This window comes from Mammaliicoccus sp. JADD-157, from assembly GCF_049310805.1.
Lineage (GTDB): Bacteria > Bacillota > Bacilli > Staphylococcales > Staphylococcaceae > Mammaliicoccus > Mammaliicoccus lentus.
This window is the reverse complement of record NZ_JBMOVZ010000005.1, coordinates 246,804-266,624: the sequence shown is the minus strand read 5'-3', so window position 1 is coordinate 266,624 and position 19,821 is coordinate 246,804. Positions and strand designations below refer to the sequence as shown.

General features: G+C 32.4%; 23 protein-coding genes and 1 riboswitch. Of the genes, 4 read left to right on the top strand and 19 right to left on the bottom strand.

Annotated elements, in window-relative coordinates; all coding sequences use genetic code 11:
• Positions 1–37: 37 nt before the first annotated feature.
• Genes ACO6VN_RS13830 through ACO6VN_RS13820 form a run of 3 tightly spaced genes read right to left on the bottom strand, consistent with a single transcriptional unit; the run spans position 38 to position 3,158 of the window.
• Positions 38–727 (bottom strand): alpha/beta hydrolase, encoded by a 690-nt coding sequence (locus tag ACO6VN_RS13830; protein ID WP_422404791.1) that lies wholly within the window; start codon positions 725–727, stop codon positions 38–40.
• The gene (locus ACO6VN_RS13825) at positions 724–2,073 is read right to left on the bottom strand and encodes a UDP-N-acetylmuramoyl-tripeptide--D-alanyl-D-alanine ligase (RefSeq protein ID WP_422404790.1); all 1,350 of its coding nucleotides are present in this window, start codon (positions 2,071–2,073) and stop codon (positions 724–726) included. The genes ACO6VN_RS13830 and ACO6VN_RS13825 overlap by 4 nt, the downstream gene beginning before the upstream one ends.
• A gap of 11 nt (positions 2,074–2,084) precedes the next feature.
• Complete coding sequence (locus tag ACO6VN_RS13820; protein ID WP_135021142.1) at positions 2,085–3,158, bottom strand: D-alanine--D-alanine ligase; 1,074 nt, start codon at positions 3,156–3,158, stop codon at positions 2,085–2,087.
• Positions 3,159–3,338: 180 nt separating this feature from the next.
• Here ACO6VN_RS13820 and ACO6VN_RS13815 point away from each other — a divergent pair, with 180 nt between their 5' ends.
• Entirely contained in the window at positions 3,339–4,532 is a 1,194-nt protein-coding gene (locus ACO6VN_RS13815) for an FtsW/RodA/SpoVE family cell cycle protein (protein ID WP_216683326.1), read from the top strand.
• Positions 4,533–4,638: 106 nt separating this feature from the next.
• Here ACO6VN_RS13815 and ACO6VN_RS13810 read toward each other — a convergent pair whose 3' ends face one another.
• Both ACO6VN_RS13810 and ACO6VN_RS13805 read right to left on the bottom strand, forming a co-directional pair.
• Positions 4,639–4,773, bottom strand: coding sequence for an Lmo0850 family protein (locus tag ACO6VN_RS13810; protein ID WP_016999704.1), 135 nt, complete (start codon positions 4,771–4,773; stop codon positions 4,639–4,641).
• 140 nt (positions 4,774–4,913) lie between these two features.
• Positions 4,914–5,117 carry a copper ion binding protein gene (locus ACO6VN_RS13805; protein ID WP_016999705.1) on the bottom strand — a complete coding sequence of 68 codons (204 nt, stop codon included), beginning with the start codon at positions 5,115–5,117 and terminating at the stop codon, positions 4,914–4,916.
• A 164-nt stretch (positions 5,118–5,281) separates the two neighbouring features.
• Between ACO6VN_RS13805 and cls the strand changes: the two genes are divergently transcribed.
• Both cls and ACO6VN_RS13795 read left to right on the top strand, forming a co-directional pair.
• The gene (gene cls, locus ACO6VN_RS13800) at positions 5,282–6,763 is read left to right on the top strand and encodes a cardiolipin synthase (RefSeq protein WP_422404789.1); all 1,482 of its coding nucleotides are present in this window, start codon (positions 5,282–5,284) and stop codon (positions 6,761–6,763) included.
• Positions 6,764–6,895: 132 nt separating this feature from the next.
• Positions 6,896–7,552 carry an HD domain-containing protein gene (locus ACO6VN_RS13795; protein ID WP_194201567.1) on the top strand — a complete coding sequence of 219 codons (657 nt, stop codon included), beginning with the start codon at positions 6,896–6,898 and terminating at the stop codon, positions 7,550–7,552.
• 116 nt (positions 7,553–7,668) lie between these two features.
• Here the strand turns inward: ACO6VN_RS13795 and yidC are convergent, their stop codons facing one another.
• The 7 genes from yidC to ACO6VN_RS13760 form a co-directional block, all read right to left on the bottom strand.
• Entirely contained in the window at positions 7,669–8,538 is an 870-nt protein-coding gene (gene yidC, locus ACO6VN_RS13790) for a membrane protein insertase YidC (RefSeq protein ID WP_016999708.1), read from the bottom strand.
• A 78-nt stretch (positions 8,539–8,616) separates the two neighbouring features.
• Positions 8,617–9,261, bottom strand: a complete 645-nt coding sequence (thiE, locus tag ACO6VN_RS13785; protein WP_194201566.1) for a thiamine phosphate synthase — start codon at positions 9,259–9,261, stop codon at positions 8,617–8,619.
• Positions 9,261–10,052 (bottom strand): hydroxyethylthiazole kinase, encoded by a 792-nt coding sequence (thiM, locus tag ACO6VN_RS13780; RefSeq protein ID WP_194201565.1) that lies wholly within the window; start codon positions 10,050–10,052, stop codon positions 9,261–9,263. The genes thiE and thiM overlap by 1 nt, the downstream gene beginning before the upstream one ends.
• Positions 10,045–10,857: a bifunctional hydroxymethylpyrimidine kinase/phosphomethylpyrimidine kinase gene (gene thiD / locus ACO6VN_RS13775; RefSeq protein ID WP_103268929.1), complete on the bottom strand. Its 813-nt coding sequence runs from the start codon at positions 10,855–10,857 to the stop codon at positions 10,045–10,047. The genes thiM and thiD overlap by 8 nt, the downstream gene beginning before the upstream one ends.
• A gap of 2 nt (positions 10,858–10,859) precedes the next feature.
• Complete coding sequence (tenA, locus tag ACO6VN_RS13770) at positions 10,860–11,540, bottom strand: thiaminase II (protein WP_135031102.1); 681 nt, start codon at positions 11,538–11,540, stop codon at positions 10,860–10,862.
• 76 nt (positions 11,541–11,616) lie between these two features.
• Positions 11,617–11,714: riboswitch (TPP riboswitch) on the bottom strand.
• A gap of 145 nt (positions 11,715–11,859) precedes the next feature.
• Positions 11,860–12,693 (bottom strand): LysM peptidoglycan-binding domain-containing protein, encoded by an 834-nt coding sequence (locus ACO6VN_RS13765; RefSeq protein ID WP_194201563.1) that lies wholly within the window; start codon positions 12,691–12,693, stop codon positions 11,860–11,862.
• Between the two features lie 470 nt (positions 12,694–13,163).
• Entirely contained in the window at positions 13,164–13,745 is a 582-nt protein-coding gene (locus ACO6VN_RS13760) for a single-stranded DNA-binding protein (RefSeq protein WP_016999714.1), read from the bottom strand.
• Positions 13,746–13,928: 183 nt separating this feature from the next.
• Between ACO6VN_RS13760 and ACO6VN_RS13755 the strand changes: the two genes are divergently transcribed.
• A complete protein-coding gene (locus tag ACO6VN_RS13755; protein WP_016999715.1) occupies positions 13,929–14,366 on the top strand; it encodes a YwpF family protein in 438 nt (145 codons plus the stop codon).
• A 94-nt stretch (positions 14,367–14,460) separates the two neighbouring features.
• On the opposite strand, the gene fabZ is transcribed toward ACO6VN_RS13755, so the two are convergent.
• The 7 genes from fabZ to atpG all read right to left on the bottom strand — a co-directional run bounded on the left by fabZ (position 14,461) and on the right by atpG (position 19,791).
• Positions 14,461–14,904 carry a 3-hydroxyacyl-ACP dehydratase FabZ gene (gene fabZ / locus ACO6VN_RS13750; RefSeq protein WP_016998917.1) on the bottom strand — a complete coding sequence of 148 codons (444 nt, stop codon included), beginning with the start codon at positions 14,902–14,904 and terminating at the stop codon, positions 14,461–14,463.
• Entirely contained in the window at positions 14,904–15,188 is a 285-nt protein-coding gene (locus ACO6VN_RS13745) for a DNA-directed RNA polymerase subunit beta (protein ID WP_016998916.1), read from the bottom strand. Before ACO6VN_RS13745 ends, fabZ begins: the two co-directional genes overlap by 1 nt.
• 1 nt (position 15,189) lies before the next feature.
• On the bottom strand, positions 15,190–16,485 hold the full coding sequence (gene murA, locus ACO6VN_RS13740; protein WP_194201562.1) for a UDP-N-acetylglucosamine 1-carboxyvinyltransferase: 1,296 nt from the start codon (positions 16,483–16,485) through the stop codon (positions 15,190–15,192).
• A 152-nt stretch (positions 16,486–16,637) separates the two neighbouring features.
• Entirely contained in the window at positions 16,638–16,868 is a 231-nt protein-coding gene (locus tag ACO6VN_RS13735; RefSeq protein ID WP_016998911.1) for a DUF1146 family protein, read from the bottom strand.
• 193 nt (positions 16,869–17,061) lie between these two features.
• Positions 17,062–17,466: a F0F1 ATP synthase subunit epsilon gene (locus ACO6VN_RS13730; RefSeq protein ID WP_016998910.1), complete on the bottom strand. Its 405-nt coding sequence runs from the start codon at positions 17,464–17,466 to the stop codon at positions 17,062–17,064.
• Positions 17,467–17,488: 22 nt separating this feature from the next.
• The gene (gene atpD / locus ACO6VN_RS13725; protein ID WP_422404788.1) at positions 17,489–18,904 is read right to left on the bottom strand and encodes a F0F1 ATP synthase subunit beta; all 1,416 of its coding nucleotides are present in this window, start codon (positions 18,902–18,904) and stop codon (positions 17,489–17,491) included.
• 17 nt (positions 18,905–18,921) lie between these two features.
• A complete protein-coding gene (gene atpG, locus ACO6VN_RS13720) occupies positions 18,922–19,791 on the bottom strand; it encodes an ATP synthase F1 subunit gamma (RefSeq protein ID WP_422404787.1) in 870 nt (289 codons plus the stop codon).
• Positions 19,792–19,821: the final 30 nt, after the last annotated feature.

The following is a 19,821-nucleotide window of genomic DNA, read 5'->3' as shown; positions in this document are numbered from 1 at the left end:
GCAAAAAAACTGCGCTAAAAAAGGGTTTAGCCCAGTTTTAAAATATTTTTTTATTTTTAAATATAAATTTTTCAACTTCATAAAAAACAGTTTTATTAACTTTTGATATACAAATTTCATGTGGTCCTCTATCAACTTCTACCAATTTAGCTTGTTTCATTCTTTTAACTAATTGACGAGATTTTTCAATTGGTACTAGTCCATCTATTGTACCATGTATAATTAAAGTTGGTGAAACTATTTGTTCTGGTATATATAAAGCTCTTTGTTGTAACTTCTTAAACGATAAAAAGGATTCGAAATTAATTCTAATTGTTCTTAGAAGAATCATTTCTAAAATTTTAACATCAGCGTATCTCATGTTATTAATAAATCTATATGGATTTTTAGCTAAATATTTAATATTAACATTTTCATAAGCTGGCGCTATCAAAACTAATTTGTCTGGAGGATGTATTTTAGCAAGTAACCCTGCAATGATTCCTCCCATAGAAAAGCCTACTATAACAATTTTATCTACTTTTTTACTTAGCAGCTCGTATGATTGTTTCGCTTCTTCGAACCACATATCTTCGTCTGTTCCTTTTAATAATAGAAGTGAACCATGTCCTGGATATTCTGGTGCTTCTAGCATGAAATCATAGCGTTCACTTAAATACTCAATCAATGGTAATAATTCGTATCTGCCACCTGTGTACCCATGTAAAAAAAGTATGCCTAATTTCATTTTAGCTCATCAATAATCGTTTCAAGTGACATTCCTCTCGAACCTTTAAATAAAGTGACAGAATCAGAATTTAAATGTTTGCTTAAATATGTTTTTATATCTTCTTTATTTTCAAAATGACGAGCATCATTTACAAAGCCTTGTGCCTTATTATAAATATGCGCCGCTTCTTGTCCATAAGTTAAAAGTCTTTGAATATCTTTACCTTCAAAATATAATCCCACTTGTTCATGCATATCTTTACTGATAGAACCTAATTCTAATACATCCGCTAAAACAATTGTTTTATCTTTTTGTTCTATATTATGAAGTGTATCAATTGCTGCTTTCATGCTCGTAGGACTAGCATTATAAGCATCGTTTATAAATAAACCATATTGAGATGTATCAATTTGTTGCATTCTCATGTCTGTAATCGTTAAATCTGCAAGTGCATTTTGTATAACATCATCAGTTACACCTAACTGCTTAGCGACTTGAATAGCATATGTTGCATTTTTCACGTTATGTGCACCTAATATATTTAAATGATAGACAATATGTTCATTATTCAAATTAAAGTTAATACCACTACTTGAAGTTTGGTTCGTATATATTTTAACTTTATTATCATCATTAAGACCAACAGAAATTGATGACTTAACTAATTCTGCAACTAATGGTTGAAGTAACGGTTCATCACCATCGTAAATCAAGATGCCATTGTCATTTAAACCTTCAGCGATTTCGAATTTAGCTTTTGCTATTCCTTCTCTAGATCCTAAATCTTGCATATGTGATTCGCCAATATTTGTGATTATTGCAATATCTGGTTGTGCAATTTTCGTTAATTCTCTTATTTCTCCAAAGCCGCTCATACCCATTTCTAATATAGAAACTTCAGTGTCTTCATCTAAATCCAATATCGTAAGCGGGCAACCAATTTCATTATTATAGTTACCTTGTGTTTTTTTTACTTTGAAGTTTTGACGAAGTACGCTTTCTACCATATCTTTAGTTGTTGTCTTACCATTTGAACCAGTTATAGCAACAACTTTTGGATTCACATATTTTAAATACGCTTTAGCTAAATCTTGAAGAGCTTTTAAAGTATCTTCTACTTGAATGATCGGACCTTCAGGTGGATTTGGTATGTCTTTTTGCCAAAAGGCAGCACCTGCTCCATCAGCTAAAGCTTGTTTAACAAAACGATGTCCATCGACGTTCTCTCCTTTAAATGGAATGAACAATTGTCCTTTTGTTAAGCTTCTAGAGTCAATACAAGTACCGTCAACATATGTGTCTATAAATTCATCTTGAATTTCGCAATCTATCCAATCTTTTATTTTACTTAATTTAAATTTCATACGTATAACCCTCAGTCAATTTTGTATTTAATTTCTTTTTTACTATTATATCTCTCAATAGCAAGTTCAATTAACTTTGTAATTAATTCAGTATAGCTAAGATTCATGTTTTCCCATAATAATGGATACATACTATACTGTGTGAAGCCTGGCATTGCATTTGTTTCATTTATATATATAGTGTTATCTTCTGTTAAGAAGAAGTCTGCTCTTGCTAAACCAGAACAATCAGTTGCTTTGAAAGCTTCTATTGCCATATTACGTAGAGTAGTTGCAGTTTCATCATCTATATCAGCAGGAATTTGAAGTTTTGCCTTCCCATCCTGATATTTAGATTTATAATCGTAGAATTGAACTTCTTTTACAACTTCACCAGGTAAAGTTGTTTCAGGATAATCATTTCCCAATACTGCAACTTCTATTTCTCTCGCGTCAACACCTTGCTCAATAACAAGTTTACGATCGAATTGAAAAGCTTCTTTAATGCCTTCAAGTAATTCTTCTTTATTTGTACACTTACTTATACCAACACTTGAACCTAAGTTAGCTGGTTTAACGAACACTGGGTATTCTAATTTGTTTTGTATAAGTTCAATAATATTATGTTCATACTTTTCATATTCACTTTTTAAAAAGCTGACATATGGTAACTGAGGTAATCCTCTATGTGCAAATAAATGTTTCATCACTAATTTATCCATACTACTAGACGCAGCTAGTACCCCGTTTCCAACATAAGGTATATCTAAGACTTCGAATAAACCTTGTATTGTACCGTCTTCACCATTAGGTCCATGTAATAATGGGAATACCGCATTATACGGTTCACCGTGATTACTTTGTTCTAATAGTCTTGAGATAGGTGTTAATTCGTCAGATTGAAGACGTAGTTTTTCAATATCTTCAATTTTATAATCGATGGACTCTGCTCCTTTTATCCAGTCACCATCATTTGTTATGTAAATAATATCTACGTTATATTTATTTAAATCTACTGCATTTATCACATTTTGTGCTGTGAGAATAGATACATCATGTTCTGCGCTTTTCCCACCATAAATGATACATATATTTTCTTTAGACATTAAGACGCCCCCATGTAAATTAGTAGACTATATTTTATCATGTTTTTAATGATTGTTGCACCTTTCTACATCTTTAATTTAAAAATTAACTTCTTGAAAATGGCAAAATTGTACCATCTTATGTACAATCGAGTTATAATGGAAAATATGTAATTTAGCGTTAATTAAAGGAGTATATTAATGGGAACTTCTACTCGTACATTAAATAAGTCATTTATTCAAAGAATCGATTGGCGATTAATATTTATCGTCCTTCTTCTATTTGCAACAAGCTGTTTAATTATCAATTCAGCAATGTCTAGTGGACAATATGGAACAAACTTTTTGTTAAAACAAGTTTTGTATTATGCCATGGGATTTATTTTGGCCATAATTTTAATATTTATATCGCCAAAAACAATACGTAAATATGTATGGATTGTTTACATCTTAGGTAACCTGTCTTTAGTTGGTTTATTAGTGTCACCTGAATCAAGTTTTACACCGATTATTAATGGTGCTAAAAGTTGGTACAGACTTGGACCAATAAGTGTTCAACCATCCGAGTTTATGAAAATTATATTAATATTGGTGTTAGCAAATGTTGTTTACCAACATAATAGGTTTACATATAATAAATCAATAACAAGAGATTTTAATTTATTATTCAAAATCTTCTTAACTTCTCTCGTTCCAATGGGATTAATCTTGTTCCAAAACGATTTAGGGACGACTTTAGTTTTAATAGCAATTATTTTAGGTGTTATTATCGTTTCAGGCGTTACGTGGCGAATTTTGGCACCAGTGTTTATAGCATTATTTGCTTTTGGATCTAGTGTTATTTTGCTAATGATTTATAAGCCAAGTATCATTGAAAAAGTTTCAGGCGTTCAAACTTATCAATTTGGACGTATCAATTCTTGGTTAGATCCATACACGTATAGTTCTGGAGACGGGTATCATTTAACAGAATCTTTAAAAGCAATCGGTTCCGGCCAAATATTCGGTAAAGGACTGAATAACGGCGAAGTATATATACCAGAAAACCATACCGATTTTATTTTCTCTATAATTGGTGAAGAGTTTGGTTTTATTGGAACAATAGCCGTGCTTATCATATTTTTAATGTTATTCTTCCATCTCATAAAACTGGCAACGACTACTTCGCACCCGTTCAATGCTATTTTCATCATTGGTTATTTAACATTTGTACTATTCCATGTTGTACAAAATATTGGTATGACGATACAGTTGTTACCTATTACAGGTATACCTTTACCGTTTATTAGTTACGGCGGATCTTCACTATGGTCGCTTATGGCCGGCATAGGTATTATCCTATCAATTTATTATCATGAAAAAGATAAATTTGCAGTAGTCAAAGAAGATAAATAAAAAAAGGATTTATTCATTAGATAAAAACCTAATGAATAAATCCTTTCTTAATTTGAGATTGGAGATATTTATTCCAAACTCAATTTATACACAATCTACTAAACAATTATTTCAATTTATTTGTAGCTACGTTTGGTAAACTGCGCATAATCTCAATGCGAGACTTTGTTTCTGTTATGTTTACGCCTAATGATGATAAAAGTTTGACCACATTCTTTACCTTTGACTTAGGTTGTTTCATGGGTACCACCTCTTATTCAAATTAAATATCTTATTATCATTTTACATTATTATATAGTATTTGACTATACTTCAAATGGACTATTTTGTTATTTTTCTATATATTTTGTTAATTTATACTAAAATTTTAACAATTATATCTTAAATAACTTCATATCCTGCATCAAAAATTGCATTTTCAATATTATCTATGCTTGCTGGATCTTCAAATACAACACGCACTTGATTATCTTCAGGGCTTGCTACAACTTCTTTAACACCAATTAATTGCCCTACTGATTCTTCTACAGCTTGTTTACAATGAGCACAACTCATTCCTTCAACATCTATGATACGTTCTTTCATTATGAACATCTCCTAATCATATTTTTATTTATTTACATTGATTTATATATATACCTATTTTGTTTAATTATATGTATATATATGAAAATGGTCAAATACAACCTTTCCATTTTTATTTTAAATGTATTATACTAGTTTAAAGATACAGAAATGGAGGCATTGATATGAATTTTGTACCAAATTTTTCATTTGATTTTTCTCTTATTATATCAGTGCTATTGGTATTGGCATTTATATTAAACGTTGTATTTGGATTTGTTATCATATTCCTAGAACGTAGAGAAGCGAGCGCAATTTGGGCATGGTTGTTAGTATTATTATTCGTACCATTACTCGGTTTCTTTTTATACTTATTATTTGGTAGACAGATTCAGAATAAAAGCATCTTTAATTTAGATGAACAAGATAAAATAGGTTTAGAACATATTGTTAATGAACAACTTAAAGCAATTGATGAAAATAATTTCGAAGTAGATAAACCAGAAATCGCGAATTATAAACATTTAATTCATATGCTTTTATACAATAATTCAGCCTTTTTAACAACTGATAATAAAGTGAAAATTTTTACTGATGGCAATGATAAATTCGATGCATTAATCGAAGATATTAGAAATGCTAAACATTACATACATATTCAGTATTATATTTTTAAAAAAGACAATCTAGGTAAAAAAATATTAAAAGAACTCGAGAAGAAATTACACGAAGGCTTAGAAGTCAAAATGTTATATGATGATATGGGCTCACGTAAACTTAACCTTTCATCATTCAAAAAGTTTAGAGAAATTGGCGGAGAAGTAGCAAGTTTCTTCCCTTCTAAATTACCTCTCATTAACTTTAGAATGAACAACCGTAATCATAGAAAAATCGTAGTGATTGACGGTGAAGTTGGTTATGTTGGTGGATTTAATGTTGGCGATGAATATTTAGGACTAGATAAAAAGTTCGGTTATTGGAGAGACACGCATTTACGATTAAAAGGCGACTCTGTTAATGCCTTACAACTTAGATTTATGATGGATTGGAACTCTCAATCAACACGTGACAAAATGCGTTATGAATCAAGATACTTCCCAGATGTTGAATCTGGAGGTAAAGTCGGTGTACAAATTGCTTCCAGTGGTCCCGACGAAGACTGGGAACAAATTAAATATGGTTATCTTAAAATGATTTCAGAAGCTAAAAAAAATATCTATATTCAAACACCATATTTTATACCTGATTCATCATTCTTGGACGCTGTGAAAATAGCTGCATTATCTGGTGTAGATGTGAACGTTATGGTACCTAATAAACCAGATCATCCTTTTGTTTATTGGGCTACTTACGCTAATGTTGGTGAATTAATAAAAGCCGGCGTTAATGTTCATATATATGAGAAAGGTTTCATTCATTCAAAAATGGTCGTTATAGACGATGAAATTGTAAGTATCGGTACGGCTAATATGGATAACAGAAGCTTCGTATTAAACTTTGAAGTCAATGCATTCATATATGATGAGGAAATAGCTGAATCATCAAGATTAGCATATCAAAACGATATGAAACATTCTTCAACATTAACTATTGAAAAATATGATAGTAGAAGTACATGGATAAAACTTAAAGAAGGTTTAGCTCGATTGCTAACACCACTTCTTTAAACAATATGAGAGTGAGACAAAAATCTTATTTTGTGAAAAAGATTTCGTAGTCCCACTTAGTCACCTTTACCAATACAATATAAAGTCCGGGACAATTATTTATGTCCCGGACTTTTTTAAGGAGAAAATGATATGGATAAACAATGGATTATAAAAGAGGCTGAACGTCACGTTAGTTCATTACACAAAGAGGATACAACGGGCCATGATTTTGAACATATTATGAGAGTGAGACATCTCGCTTTAGATATAGCTAAACATGAAAAAATAGATATTTTCATAGTAGAATTGGCAAGTTTGCTACATGATTCTGTAGATAGAAAATTATTTAAAGACGCAAATAAAGCTTGGGATAATTTATACGTATGGATGAACAAAGTACAACTTTCAACTGAAATACAAAAAGAAATCATTCATATTTTAAAATACATCAGCTATAAAGGCGGCAAAAATAAAGGTAAGCTTAATAGTTTAGCTGGTAAAGTTGTACAAGATGCGGACAGAATAGATGCTTTAGGTGCTATAGGTATTGCTCGAACATTTCAATTTGCAGGTCATTTTAATGAACCTATGCATATTACAGATTCAAAACCTAGAGATTTAAATACGATAACAGCAGATCAATATCATAATGAGCCTAATACTGCGATTAATCACTTTTATGAAAAATTATTATTACTTAAAGACCAAATGAATACAGTTAGAGGAAAAGAAATCGCAGAAGATAGACATAAATTTATGATAATGTTTTTAGAACAATTTTTCGAAGAATGGAATGTTGGAATATAGTGTCGTCGAATGTTGCACGTGGACCTCGTCTTGCAACTTAGACAATAAAAAAGCGGAAATTCTTATTTAAAAGAATTTCCGCTTTTTCTATTTTACAGGATTGTTGTTATCCCGATTTATTTCTTTTTCTTTTTATTAGAAACGAGTTTAGCTGGTTTCTTATCATTGTTAGCTTCTTGTTGGTTTTTTTCGTGCGCTTCAATGATTGGTTTCATTTCTTCTTCAACTTTACTGTTATAGAAGACATTACCTAACCAAGTTTGAACAACTAGGAAAGCACCACCGACAGCCCAGTATAAACCTAATGCTGAAGCTGAAATGTATGACATCCAAATAATCATGATTGGAGAAATGAACATCATCATTCTCATCATATTCTTTTGTTCATCAGGTACATTAGCGTATTTCATAGAAACAAATGCTTGTAATGCATAAATGATACCTGCAATTATAGTAATGAAGATATCTGGTTGCGTTAAGTTGAACCATAGGAATTGTGGATATTCTGTAATTCCACCTTCAGTTGGGAACTTCAATACATAGAACAAGCCCATTACGATAGGCATTTGAATAACAATTGGTAAACAACCCATGTTCATTGGGTTAATACCGTGCTTTTTGTATAGTGCCATCATATCTTGATTGGCTTCCATTTTTTCTTCTTGAGTTCTAGCACGTTTAACTCTTTCCTGAATTTTTTCCATTTCAGGTTTAGCTAATTTCATTTTTTCACGCATTAATTTTTGATTTTTATACGTTTTCATCATGAATGGGAATAAGACTAAACGCACGATTAACGTAATAATTATAATTGCTAGTCCATAGTTGTGATCTAAGTTAGCGCCGAGCCAATGAATTAAATTATCCATTGGTTTAACAAATGTATTATAAAAGAATCCATCTCTATTCTCAGGTTTAGAATAATCACACCCAGCTAGCACAACCATTACACCGAATAATAATGGCCATAAAGCTTTTTTCTTCATTTTTCCACCTCTATTGATATACTCACATAAAGGTTATTCTACCATAGTTTCTATTCAACATAAATCAATATCTTAAATTTATAGTACTTTTTTATATTGATTATGAAAGCCCTTCACAGTTTGTTCAATATTTATACTTTTTGCTATAGCTGAAATAATGCTAACCCCATCCGCACCAGCGTTTATCAATGGTACGACGTCAGCTTCTGTTATACCTCCAATAGCAACAATTGGTATATTTTCATCATATCTTCTTAAGTTAGAAATGAGGTCATAACCACCCTCTTCACCTGCATCACTTTTAGACAGCGTTGAATGTATAGGACCTGTACCTATATAATCAACAAGTGAAACATCTGATAAATCATATTCTTCTTTATTAGCAACGCTTAATCCAATGATTTTATTTTCAAACTTATCTTTAAATAACGATACATTTTTATCGTCTTGTCCAACATGGATACCATCAGCATTTATTTTTAAGGCTAAATCGACATCGTCATTTACTATGAACGGTACATTATATTTTTTACATAGTTCAAATAATTGTTTCGCTAATGTTTCTTTGTCTTTGCCTGTTTTACTATTAGGCCCTTTTTCTCGATATTGAAACATTGTAATACCTGATTTTAATGCTTCCTCAAGAACAGTATATAAATTTTTGTTAGGTACGTCTTGGCTGCCTGCTATAAAATAAACTTTTAGCAATTCTTGTTTAAACATTATTTCACTTCTTTCACATTCTGTTTTTGCTTAACAATTTCATCCGTTATTGCATTCAATTGATCAATAAATGCAACTTTGAATGTACCTGGTAAATGCGCACCGGATTGTTCACTCGCAATTTCACTAGCGATATTATACGTTGATAATGCTTCTCCTAATAAATCTACTGTAATTTGTTTTTCATTTGCAAGAAAAGCACCCACTACAGCGCCTAATAAACATCCTCCACCAGTAATTTTTGTCAGCATTTCACTACCGTTATTTAATTCTAAATATTGATTATTACATGCAATAACATCTGTTTTTCCTGTTAATATAATCGGTAAATCCAATTGTTTATGCGCTTTTTTAGCAATTTTTACTACATCTAACGAATCATCACTATCTGTGCCTTTCATAGTTGTTTCTTCATCAACTAAAGCTAATATTTCTGATGCGTTACCTCGTATTACATCAACTACTTGATCGTTAAGAAGTGTTTGGCAGAATGTCTTTCTAATTGTGGATGCTCCAACTGCAACTGGGTCTAATACAACAGGCACTCCATTATCATGCATAATTTTCGCATATTCTTTCATATCATATGCTTTATCGGTTGTAATTGTACCTATATTTACTAAAAAGGCGCTTGCTACTTTCGAAAATTCTTCTGCTTCTTCTGGTTCTTCACTCATAGCTGGACTTGCTCCTAACGATATTAAACCGTTCGCTGTAAAGTTTTTTACAACATCATTTGTATAACATACTACGAGTGGCCCTGTTTCTCGAATATTTTGTAGTTTACTCATAATCCAATCCCTCTACTTTTTGATATGCGAAATGATTTACTGGTCCTCTACCTTTTCCTATTTCTGGCGTGTACTTAATTGCTAAAGTAATAAATCTCTTAGCTGTATTAACCGCTTCTTCTATCGTATGTCCTTTAGCTAATTCTGCTGTAATCACAGCGCTAAATGTACAACCAGTCCCATGTGTGTGTTGCGTATCAAATCTTTCACTCTTCCAACTTCTTATACCCTCTTGTGTAAATAAATAATCAATAGCATCACCTTCTAAATGACCACCTTTAATGACAACACCTTTAGAACCAACTTCATTTAAGAAAAATTCTCCAGCTTTTTTGATTTGTTCTTCTGTTTGAATTTTATACCCTGTTATATCTTCAGCTTCTGGTATATTTGGGGTTACCACAGTAGCTAATGGTAATAATATAGATTTTAATTTATTTTTACCTTTATCATCCATCAGTGAATCTCCACTTTTAGCGACCATTACAGGATCAATGACATAAGGTTTATTAGCTTGTTCAATATAAGGTTTGATTGTTTCCATCATTTCTTCTGATGCAATCATGCCCGTTTTTATTGCATCTGGCGTTTCATCATCGAATACACTTTTTAATTGAGATTCAAGTACTTCTATAGGTAAATGGTAGACATCTTGTACACCTAAAGTATTTTGAGAAACGATACTAGTTGGAACTGCCATTCCATATACTCCTGACGCTTGAAATGATTTTAAATCTGCCATGATACCTGCTCCGCCTGTTGGGTCGGTACCAGCAATCGATAACGCAATGTTTGGTTTTTTCATATTTATCTCTCCTCAAATTCCCATTTTTCTTGAATATACGACATGTTGAAAAAATTGCGTTCATGTACAGTACTTTCTAAAAAATTTCTTTCGACTAGTTCTATTTCTGCTTTAGATGCATTTTCACTAAAAGTATCGAGCCAGTTGTCTAATACGTCCATTAGTTCATCCATACCTTTATAGTAAAATTTAAACCATTCTTGTAACTTATGATTAGACGAAAAATTATTTCTCTCAATAGCTAGTTGAGCTATCCTTCTATATACATATGGACATGGTGCCATAGCTGCTACAGTATAAGCAACATTTTCATGTGCGTACGCATTATAATACATATGCTTAATATAGTGATCTGCAGTAGGATACCATGCCCCATCTTTTATTACTTCATGATAATCTTCACCGATATAATCCGCTAATATTTGATGAGCTCCTACTTCCCCTGAAGAAGCGAATTCTATTTGTTCTAATAAAAATTTCAACTCTTCTTTAGAATCTATTTTAGGAATTAATAGCGCATAGACTTTAGCAAATTCATTTAAATATCTGGCATCCGCTTTTAAATAATGCTTTACAGCTTCTGCTGAAATGTCATCATTTACAAACCCTTGAATGAATCCATCATTATATATTTCTTCAATAATTGGTTCTACTTTTTGTTGTAACTGCTCAGAAAAACGCATGTTATCTCTCCTAATAATTTTTTAAATAAAAAAATGACTTCTTTCGTATAAAAAGAAGTCAATTAAAAGTAGAGTATACGTTAATTGACCACTTTCCTACGTTGGCATTATCCAAATCAGGTATAAGGGACTGAACGAATTCATCTCAGCCTATAGGCGCCCCTAGTAGTCATTCCTTTATTCAATTACTTTAAGATTATCAAATACATTTATAATGGTCAAATTAAACAACATTAGTAAAATATAAAAAATCGCCTAGGATATTTCCTAGACGATTGAATTAATATTATTTATATAACTTGAAAATTAAGCTTTTAGCTTACCACCAGCCATGAGTTTTACGGAATTCAATTGCAGCTGCTTCAGAACCATAACGTTGTTTCGCGTAGTTTAACATACCTTTAGTTTGTGTAGCTACAGAACCAGTTCCCCATGATTCTTTAGTTTGACCTAAACCTTGGTAACCGTTAGGGCTTACCGCATTTGGATTACCACTTGATTCTGGTAATACAATTGTATTCCACATTGCTTCAGTTCCACCTGCAGCTAAGAATTGAGCTTTAGTAGATCCACCAGTGCTAGCCGATTGAGCTGGCGCTTTATATGAAGTTTGTGAAGTTTGAACTTTATTATATGTTGGTTGAGCTGGTGCTTTGTATGATTGTGTTGGTGCTTGATAGTTAGCTTGGTAAGCTGGTGCTTCAACTTGTGTTTCAGTTTGTTGAACCGGAGCTTGTTGAGCTACTGGAGCTGTTGCTGGTTCAGCTGATTGTGCTGGTGCTTGTAATGATAAAGTTTGACCAACAACAATTAGATCTGAATTTAAGTTGTTCCATGCTTTCAATTGAGATACTGTTACATCATATTTAGATGCAATTTTCCCTAAAGTATCTCCTGAAACTACAGTGTATTCTGTAGTCGCTTCAGTATTTTCTGCTTTCGCTTCATTAACTTTAATTACTTGGTTAGGTAAGATTAAGTTTGAACTTAAACCATTGTCCGCTTTAAGTGCGTCAACTGTTGTTCCGTATTGTTTAGAGATCTCAAATAAAGTGTCTCCCGATTTTACTGTATGAGTTGCTGCATCAGCTGTAGCTGTTACCCCTGTCGTAACTGCAACTGCTGCTGTTGAAACTGCTAATAATTTTTTCATGATTGAATATTTCCTCCTGTAAGGTTATCTCTTTATTTATGATTTTTACTTTATAAACTATATCATTAAATTTGATGACATAGGTTACAACTATATGAAAAATTACAGCCAATTATTACAATTGTATTACATAAATCTCAAGAATATTTTACAGCTTTATACTTTCTTGAGAACTTTCATGAAAGTATTCTTTTAAGTTGTGTAAAATTAATTAAAGTGCAATTTGTAACACCACTGTAATTGGTTACACAATTATAATTAAACTCTTAAGTCATATATAAACTACTTATAAAATATAAAATACTTCCCACAAATTTTAGAATAAGTTTGTAGGAAGTAATTAAACGTCCAATAATTTGAACAATTTAATAAGCGTCTGGCTATATATATTCTAGACACATTGGAATATAGAATCGAGAGTATTTTAGTTTTGGAAGACTATTTTTATTAATAGAGGAATTAGAATGAATCTATGATTTTACTACCATAGATTTATTCGAGGTTTGTGGTTGTTCAGATGTGTCTGTTTCATCATGTATAATTTCAATCATTTTATTATACTGTTTATAAACTTCATCTTGCGACAAGTTATCTTGTTCGTTCTCTTTGGCCTTTTGTTCAGCTGTATTTCTTTCATCGCTCATTCTAACAGATAGTTCTTCTGAATAAGTGTCAGCACTTTCACTTATTAAATCACTTATCTCTTCTTTAGATTGAGGGACACCTTTCCTATTTGTTGAAGGCATATTTAAAAACTTTATCGTTTCACAAATAATTTCAGTAATATATTGCTTTTTATCATCTTTAATATATACACGTGTTTGTATTTGGCCTGTTAAAGCTATTAATTGACCTTTCTTTGTATATTGATGAATGTTATAAGCTAATTTCCCAAAAGCTTTGCACACAATAAAGTCAACAACCATATTACCTTCTTTAGATTTATAACCCCTTTCAACGGCTAAACAAAATGTAGAAATGATAGTGTCACCTTTCTTAAAATAGGCAGGGTCTTTAGTTAACCTCCCAACTAAAACAGATTTATTAAGCATATCTTTCACCTCCTTATATTTTTAATATAAGGAATCAACATTTTTACGTCAAAATCCATTTTTTTATATTTACAATCATAATTTTCAACAATATCCTTAGAATATTGTTATTTACTTAAAAAGTGCTTTATAATAGAACACAAAGTTAAACATTCGTAGTTTTAACATTTAAGGGGGATGTTTATGAAAACATTTAAAGCAGTTCGCTTTCAAATCGTAAATGATGAACAGATTACAGAATATGAATTGTTAGATGGTATTATTATAAATAAAGAAAATAGTGGAACAGGTTGGTTATTAGAAATTTTAATCTCTGATATTCATTATGAACAAATGAAAGAATATCATGACACTCAAAAATTATTAGACACACGCGTCGTTATTACAAGACCATCTAATGACCCTGCATTATTTGATGCGACTATAAAATATATAGAGCAATTAGATGAAAAAATTTCAGTAGTATTTGAATGTCATATTTATACTTTAAGACAAGTTTATGCTGAACGATTACTAGAACAACTAATAGAAGAAGGATTAACAGGTGAAGAACTTAAAACTTCATTTAATCGACTTATGCAATCTAAACCAAAATTAAAAGATGAAAAAAGTAATATATAATAAAGAGTGAGATATAAATCTCTCGACTATTTACAACAAATAAAGCCACACCATTGAACATTCAATGGTGTGGCTTTATACATCTATATATTTTTTATTTTTGATCCACAAGTGCAAAGCTAATTTCACAACTACATGCAACTTCTCCATCTACTGTTGCTTTAGCAGTACCTTTTCCTATTGGACCTTTAATTCTATTGATTTCTACTTCTAATCTTAGCGTGTCACCAGGCACTACTTGTCTCTTAAATCGACACTTATCGATTCCTGCAAACATAGCTAACTTACCTTGGTTTTCTTCTAATCGTAGCATTGCTACTGCACCTGTTTGCGCTAAAGCTTCAACGATTAGTACGCCAGGCATTACGGCATAATCAGGAAAATGACCTTGGAAGAAAGGCTCATTCCCAGATACTTGCTTAATACCAACACAACGTTTACCATCTTCTAATTCTACAATTTTATCTAATAATAAAAATGGATAACGATGAGGTATTATTTTTTTAATTTCATTATAATCGTAAATAATTTCTTCCATCATGAACTCCTTCCTGTTAATTCAAAGATGTGCTGCCAAGTTTCAGGTTTAAATACACCAAATGGATTATGCAAAATGCCATAACCAATCATAGTCCCGACAACAAATAGCAAGACCATTAAAATTAGCAATATAAGTAATTTCATCCATAACGGTATTACACGATGTTCAACTTCAATACCTTGAATCGTTTCAACTCTACTCGTTTGAATTTTTTCTTTAAACCTTTTAAATGGCGACTTTCTATTTTTTTCGTCAGTTCTCGATGATTGTGTTTCAGCCATACTAAACCCTCGCTTTATCTTTTAACTTGCCTTCATCATTAATGCGTTCTACATCTGCACCTAATGTTTTTAGTTTACCATGAAAATCAACATAACCTCTATCTAAATGTTTAAGTTCTGTAACATTTGTATAACCTTCAGATACTAGTCCAGCAAGTATAAGTGCTGCACCTGCTCTTAAGTCTGTTGCTTTTACATCTGCACCTTGTAAGTCATCATGTCCCGTAATCATAGCACTTCTACCGTTAATAAATATATCAGCATTCATACGTTTAAATTCTTCAACATGCATGAATCTATTTTCAAAGACAGTTTCAGTTATTTTACTTGTTCCGTTAGCAGTTAATAACAACGCCATAATTTGAGATTGCATATCCGTAGGGAAACCAGGATGTGGCATCGTTTTAACATCGATAGCTTTAATTTCACCAGGCACTTGAATATTTAAGCCATCTTTAATTTCTGTTATTTGAACACCAGCTTCTTCTAGTTTCGAAACTAAGCTTGACATATGTTCTCTTATTGCTCCGATTACATTTATATTACCTCTTGTAATAGCACCAGCGATCATAAATGTACCAGCTTCAATTCTATCAGGAATAATAGAATGCTCCGCACCTACTAAATGATCGACTCCAATTATTTTAATTGTATCCGTACCTGCTCCATGTACTTGAGCACCCATTTCATTTAAATAATTAGCTAAGTCAACTATTTCCGGTTCTCTAGCAACGTTTTGTATTTCAGTTTTTCCGTCTGCTAATACAGCTGCCATCATAATATTTTGAGTAGCACCAACGCTTGGGAAATCTAAATAAATTTTACTGCCTTTTAAACCATTAGGTGTAGTTGCTTCTATAAATCCATTATGTAATTCTATTTCAGCACCCAATGCTTCGAAGCCCTTTAAATGTTGTTCAATTGGTCTTGATCCAATTGCACAACCTCCCGGTAAAGCAACTCTAGCATGACCTTCTCTTGCTAATAATGGACCCATTACTAATATGCTTGCTCTCATTTTGCTTACATATTCATAAGGTGCCTCTATTTTTAAAGGATTAGATGAATCAACCTTTACAGTATTATTATCTGCCTCATATTCTATTTCTGCATTTAAATGTGTTAATACGTTATTTATTGTATCAACATCACTTAACTTTGGTACATTCGTTAAAACGCTTTGACCTTCAGACGGTAAAAGTGTAGCTGTCAATATAGGTAGAACTGCGTTTTTAGCCCCTTCTACAACAACTGTTCCTTCTAGACGTTTCCCGCCTTTTACGACGATTTTATCCATATAATTGTCCTCCACAAATACATCACTATTATTTAATTTACAAAAGTATATATATATTAAATACACACTTTTAATTAATCATAAACATTCACCAAAACATTATACTACTTTTTTGTTCTTTTTACATACATTTATGTATTTTCTTGTAATTTTTAGAAAAGTAATTTTAATTGTAACGAATATTGGAGGATATCTAAAATAAAACGACTCAGACTTGTACCTAATAAAACAGCTAAAATGATTATAAATGTTTGAGCTTGCGCTATATGATTTTTCTTGAAAATTTGCTCTAACCTAACGCCTTGTAACGCCCAAAAAGCTAAACATACACATACAACATGAAGAATTAATCCTATAATACCTAATTGACCATAATATTCCATACTCTCAATCCTTTCACTAGAACAAAGGGAGTGGGACAGATATTTCATTTTCCTAAAAATATTTCATAGTCCCATCCCGACAAAGATGACCAGAATTGAAATAACTTTGATATAAGCGTATTTTCAGTCCAGTCAGCTACTGCCATTATAATAAATTAGGCTGAGACATATATTTTTGTCTCAGCCTGTATAATTATCTAAATTTAGCCACTTCAATTCGATTAATTGCACGACTTAACGCGCGTTCAGCACGTCTATAATCAACATCATCACGATTACTATGTAATCGTTCTTCTGCACGTTCTTTAGAATTAATCGCACGTTCTTTATCTATATCCTCAGCTGTTTCAGCTGACTGAACTAGAACAGTAACTTTATCAGTTCTTACTTCAACAAATCCTTCGGAAACAGCTAAATACTCTGTACCACTTGCTTTGTTTACTTTAACATATCCTGTTTTTAATGCTGCAACAGTTGGAATATGGCCAGCCATTACACCCATTTCTCCAGTTTCAGTATGTAAAACAACAAGTTCAACATCTTTTGCTGAGTAAACAGATCCATTAGGAGTGACAACATCTAAGGTAAATGTATTCATTTTCCATTCCTCCTAATTAGTATTAGACCTCTACACCCATGTTTTTAGCATTTTCAAGAACTGCTTCGATACCACCGACTAAACGGAAAGCATCTTCTGGTATATGGTCATATTGTCCCTCTAGTATTGCTTTGAAATCTTGTACAGTTTGACTAACTGGTACATATGATCCTTTTTGGCCAGTAAATTGTTCTGCTACATGGAAGTTTTGAGATAAGAAGAATTGAATACGACGAGCACGTTCAACTGTTTTCTTATCATCATCTGATAATTCATCCATACCAAGGATAGCTATGATATCTTGTAATTCTCTATACTTTTGTAAAGTCTGTTGAACACGACGTGCAACGTCATAATGCTCGTCACCAACAATTTCAGGTGTTAAGGCACGCGACGTTGAAGCCAAAGGATCAACCGCTGGGTATATACCCATTTCTGTTAATTTACGCTCAAGGTTTGTAGTTGCATCTAAGTGAGCGAAAGCAGTAGCTGGCGCTGGGTCAGTATAGTCATCGGCTGGTACGAATACCGCTTGAATAGATGTAACTGATCCTTTATTAGTAGATGTAATACGTTCTTGTAATTGTCCCATCTCAGTAGCAAGAGTTGGTTGATAACCAACTGCTGAAGGCATACGACCTAACAATGCAGAAACTTCAGAACCTGCTTGAGTAAAGCGGAAGATGTTATCAATGAATAATAATACATCTTGTCCTTGTTCATCACGGAAGTATTCAGCCATAGTTAACCCTGATAATGCAACTCTAGCACGAGCGCCTGGTGGTTCGTTCATTTGTCCAAAGACCATTGCCGTTTTCTTAATAACGCCTGAATCGCTCATTTCATAGTATAAGTCGTTACCTTCACGTGTACGTTCACCTACACCTGCGAATACAGAAATACCACCATGCTCTTGAGCAATATTATTAATTAATTCTTGAATAAGAACTGTTTTACCTACACCGGCACCACCGAATAGACCGATTTTACCACCTTTAATATATGGCGCTAATAAGTCTACTACTTTAATTCCAGTTTCAAGAATTTCTACTTTTGTAGATAAATCTTCAAACTTAGGAGCTAAACGATGAATAGGGTCACGACGAACACTTTCATCAAGCTCTTCACCTAAATCAATTTTTTCACCTAAAACATTAAACACACGACCTAATGTAGCATCTCCAACCGGTACTGAAATAGCTTTACCAGTGTCTACTACTTCTTGACCACGTTTCACACCATCAGTTGATGCCATAGCTATTGTACGTACAACATCATCACCAAGGTGTAATGCAACTTCTAATGCTAAATTAAAAGAGTTACCGTCGGGACGGTCTACTTTAATTGTCAAAGCATTATTAAGTTCCGGCAATTCACCATGTGGGAAACGTACGTCAATAACTGGCCCTGTAATTTGCGTTACTCGGCCTAATCCCATGTAAATTCCTCCTAATCTTATTCTAGTGCAGCTGCTCCGCCTACAATCTCAGTAATTTGTTGAGTAATTGCAGCTTGTCTAGCTCTGTTATATTGTATTGATAATTCGTCAATTAATTCAGAAGCATTGTCTGTAGCATTTTTCATAGCCGTCATTCTAGAAGCATGCTCACTTGCTTTACCGTCTAATACAGCACCATAGATTAAACTAATAGCATATTGTGGTAATATAACTTCTAAAATAGTTTCTTTATCTGGTTCGAATTCGTAGCCAGCCATTAAGCTTGAACCTTTTCCTGTATCTTCATCAGATAAAGGTAGTATCCTTTTAGACTTAACTTGTTGCTCAAGAACACTTACAAAGTGACTATAGTATAAAGTCAGTTCATCGTAGAATTCTTCGTTGAATAAGTCTACTGCTTTTTCAGTTAAAGCTTGAACATCTTTAAAAGTAGGTTGATCTGGTAATCCCGTATATTCTTCAACAACATTATAATCTCTGTTCTTCAAGAAATCTCGACCTACACGACCTACTACAACAATTGCATATTCATCTGGGTTGTTGTTATGTTTTTCTTTAATATCATTTACTAAATTTTTTAATATATTTGCACTATATGGTCCTGCTAATCCTTTGTCAGAAGTTATCACTAAATAACCTGAACGTTTTACTTCTCGTTTTTTAAGCATCGGATGAGATACATCCGAACTTTTAGAAGCAATAGCTGTTATTGCATCTTGCATTTTATTCATATAAGGTTCAAATGCACTTGCGTTTTCTTCAGCTCTACGTAATTTAGAATTAGAAACCATGTTCATTGCTTTTGTAATTTGACTCGTACTTTGCGTAGAAGTGATTCTTCCTTTGATTTCTCTAAGTGAAGCCACAATTTCACCACCTTTTATTTAAAGCTTAAT

Coding starts and splice junctions, on each gene's coding strand:
- ACO6VN_RS13830 (WP_422404791.1), bottom strand. CDS start 727: ATGAAATTAGGCATACTTTTTTTACATGGGTACACAGGTGGCAGATAC.
- ACO6VN_RS13825 (WP_422404790.1), bottom strand. CDS start 2,073: ATGAAATTTAAATTAAGTAAAATAAAAGATTGGATAGATTGCGAAATT.
- ACO6VN_RS13820 (WP_135021142.1), bottom strand. CDS start 3,158: ATGTCTAAAGAAAATATATGTATCATTTATGGTGGGAAAAGCGCAGAA.
- ACO6VN_RS13815 (WP_216683326.1), top strand. CDS start 3,339: ATGGGAACTTCTACTCGTACATTAAATAAGTCATTTATTCAAAGAATC.
- ACO6VN_RS13810 (WP_016999704.1), bottom strand. CDS start 4,773: ATGAAACAACCTAAGTCAAAGGTAAAGAATGTGGTCAAACTTTTATCA.
- ACO6VN_RS13805 (WP_016999705.1), bottom strand. CDS start 5,117: ATGAAAGAACGTATCATAGATGTTGAAGGAATGAGTTGTGCTCATTGT.
- cls (WP_422404789.1), top strand. CDS start 5,282: ATGAATTTTGTACCAAATTTTTCATTTGATTTTTCTCTTATTATATCA.
- ACO6VN_RS13795 (WP_194201567.1), top strand. CDS start 6,896: ATGGATAAACAATGGATTATAAAAGAGGCTGAACGTCACGTTAGTTCA.
- yidC (WP_016999708.1), bottom strand. CDS start 8,538: ATGAAGAAAAAAGCTTTATGGCCATTATTATTCGGTGTAATGGTTGTG.
- thiE (WP_194201566.1), bottom strand. CDS start 9,261: ATGTTTAAACAAGAATTGCTAAAAGTTTATTTTATAGCAGGCAGCCAA.
- thiM (WP_194201565.1), bottom strand. CDS start 10,052: ATGAGTAAACTACAAAATATTCGAGAAACAGGGCCACTCGTAGTATGT.
- thiD (WP_103268929.1), bottom strand. CDS start 10,857: ATGAAAAAACCAAACATTGCGTTATCGATTGCTGGTACCGACCCAACA.
- tenA (WP_135031102.1), bottom strand. CDS start 11,540: ATGCGTTTTTCTGAGCAGTTACAACAAAAAGTAGAACCAATTATTGAA.
- ACO6VN_RS13765 (WP_194201563.1), bottom strand. CDS start 12,693: ATGAAAAAATTATTAGCAGTTTCAACAGCAGCAGTTGCAGTTACGACA.
- ACO6VN_RS13760 (WP_016999714.1), bottom strand. CDS start 13,745: ATGCTTAATAAATCTGTTTTAGTTGGGAGGTTAACTAAAGACCCTGCC.
- ACO6VN_RS13755 (WP_016999715.1), top strand. CDS start 13,929: ATGAAAACATTTAAAGCAGTTCGCTTTCAAATCGTAAATGATGAACAG.
- fabZ (WP_016998917.1), bottom strand. CDS start 14,904: ATGGAAGAAATTATTTACGATTATAATGAAATTAAAAAAATAATACCT.
- ACO6VN_RS13745 (WP_016998916.1), bottom strand. CDS start 15,188: ATGGCTGAAACACAATCATCGAGAACTGACGAAAAAAATAGAAAGTCG.
- murA (WP_194201562.1), bottom strand. CDS start 16,485: ATGGATAAAATCGTCGTAAAAGGCGGGAAACGTCTAGAAGGAACAGTT.
- ACO6VN_RS13735 (WP_016998911.1), bottom strand. CDS start 16,868: ATGGAATATTATGGTCAATTAGGTATTATAGGATTAATTCTTCATGTT.
- ACO6VN_RS13730 (WP_016998910.1), bottom strand. CDS start 17,466: ATGAATACATTTACCTTAGATGTTGTCACTCCTAATGGATCTGTTTAC.
- atpD (WP_422404788.1), bottom strand. CDS start 18,904: ATGGGATTAGGCCGAGTAACGCAAATTACAGGGCCAGTTATTGACGTA.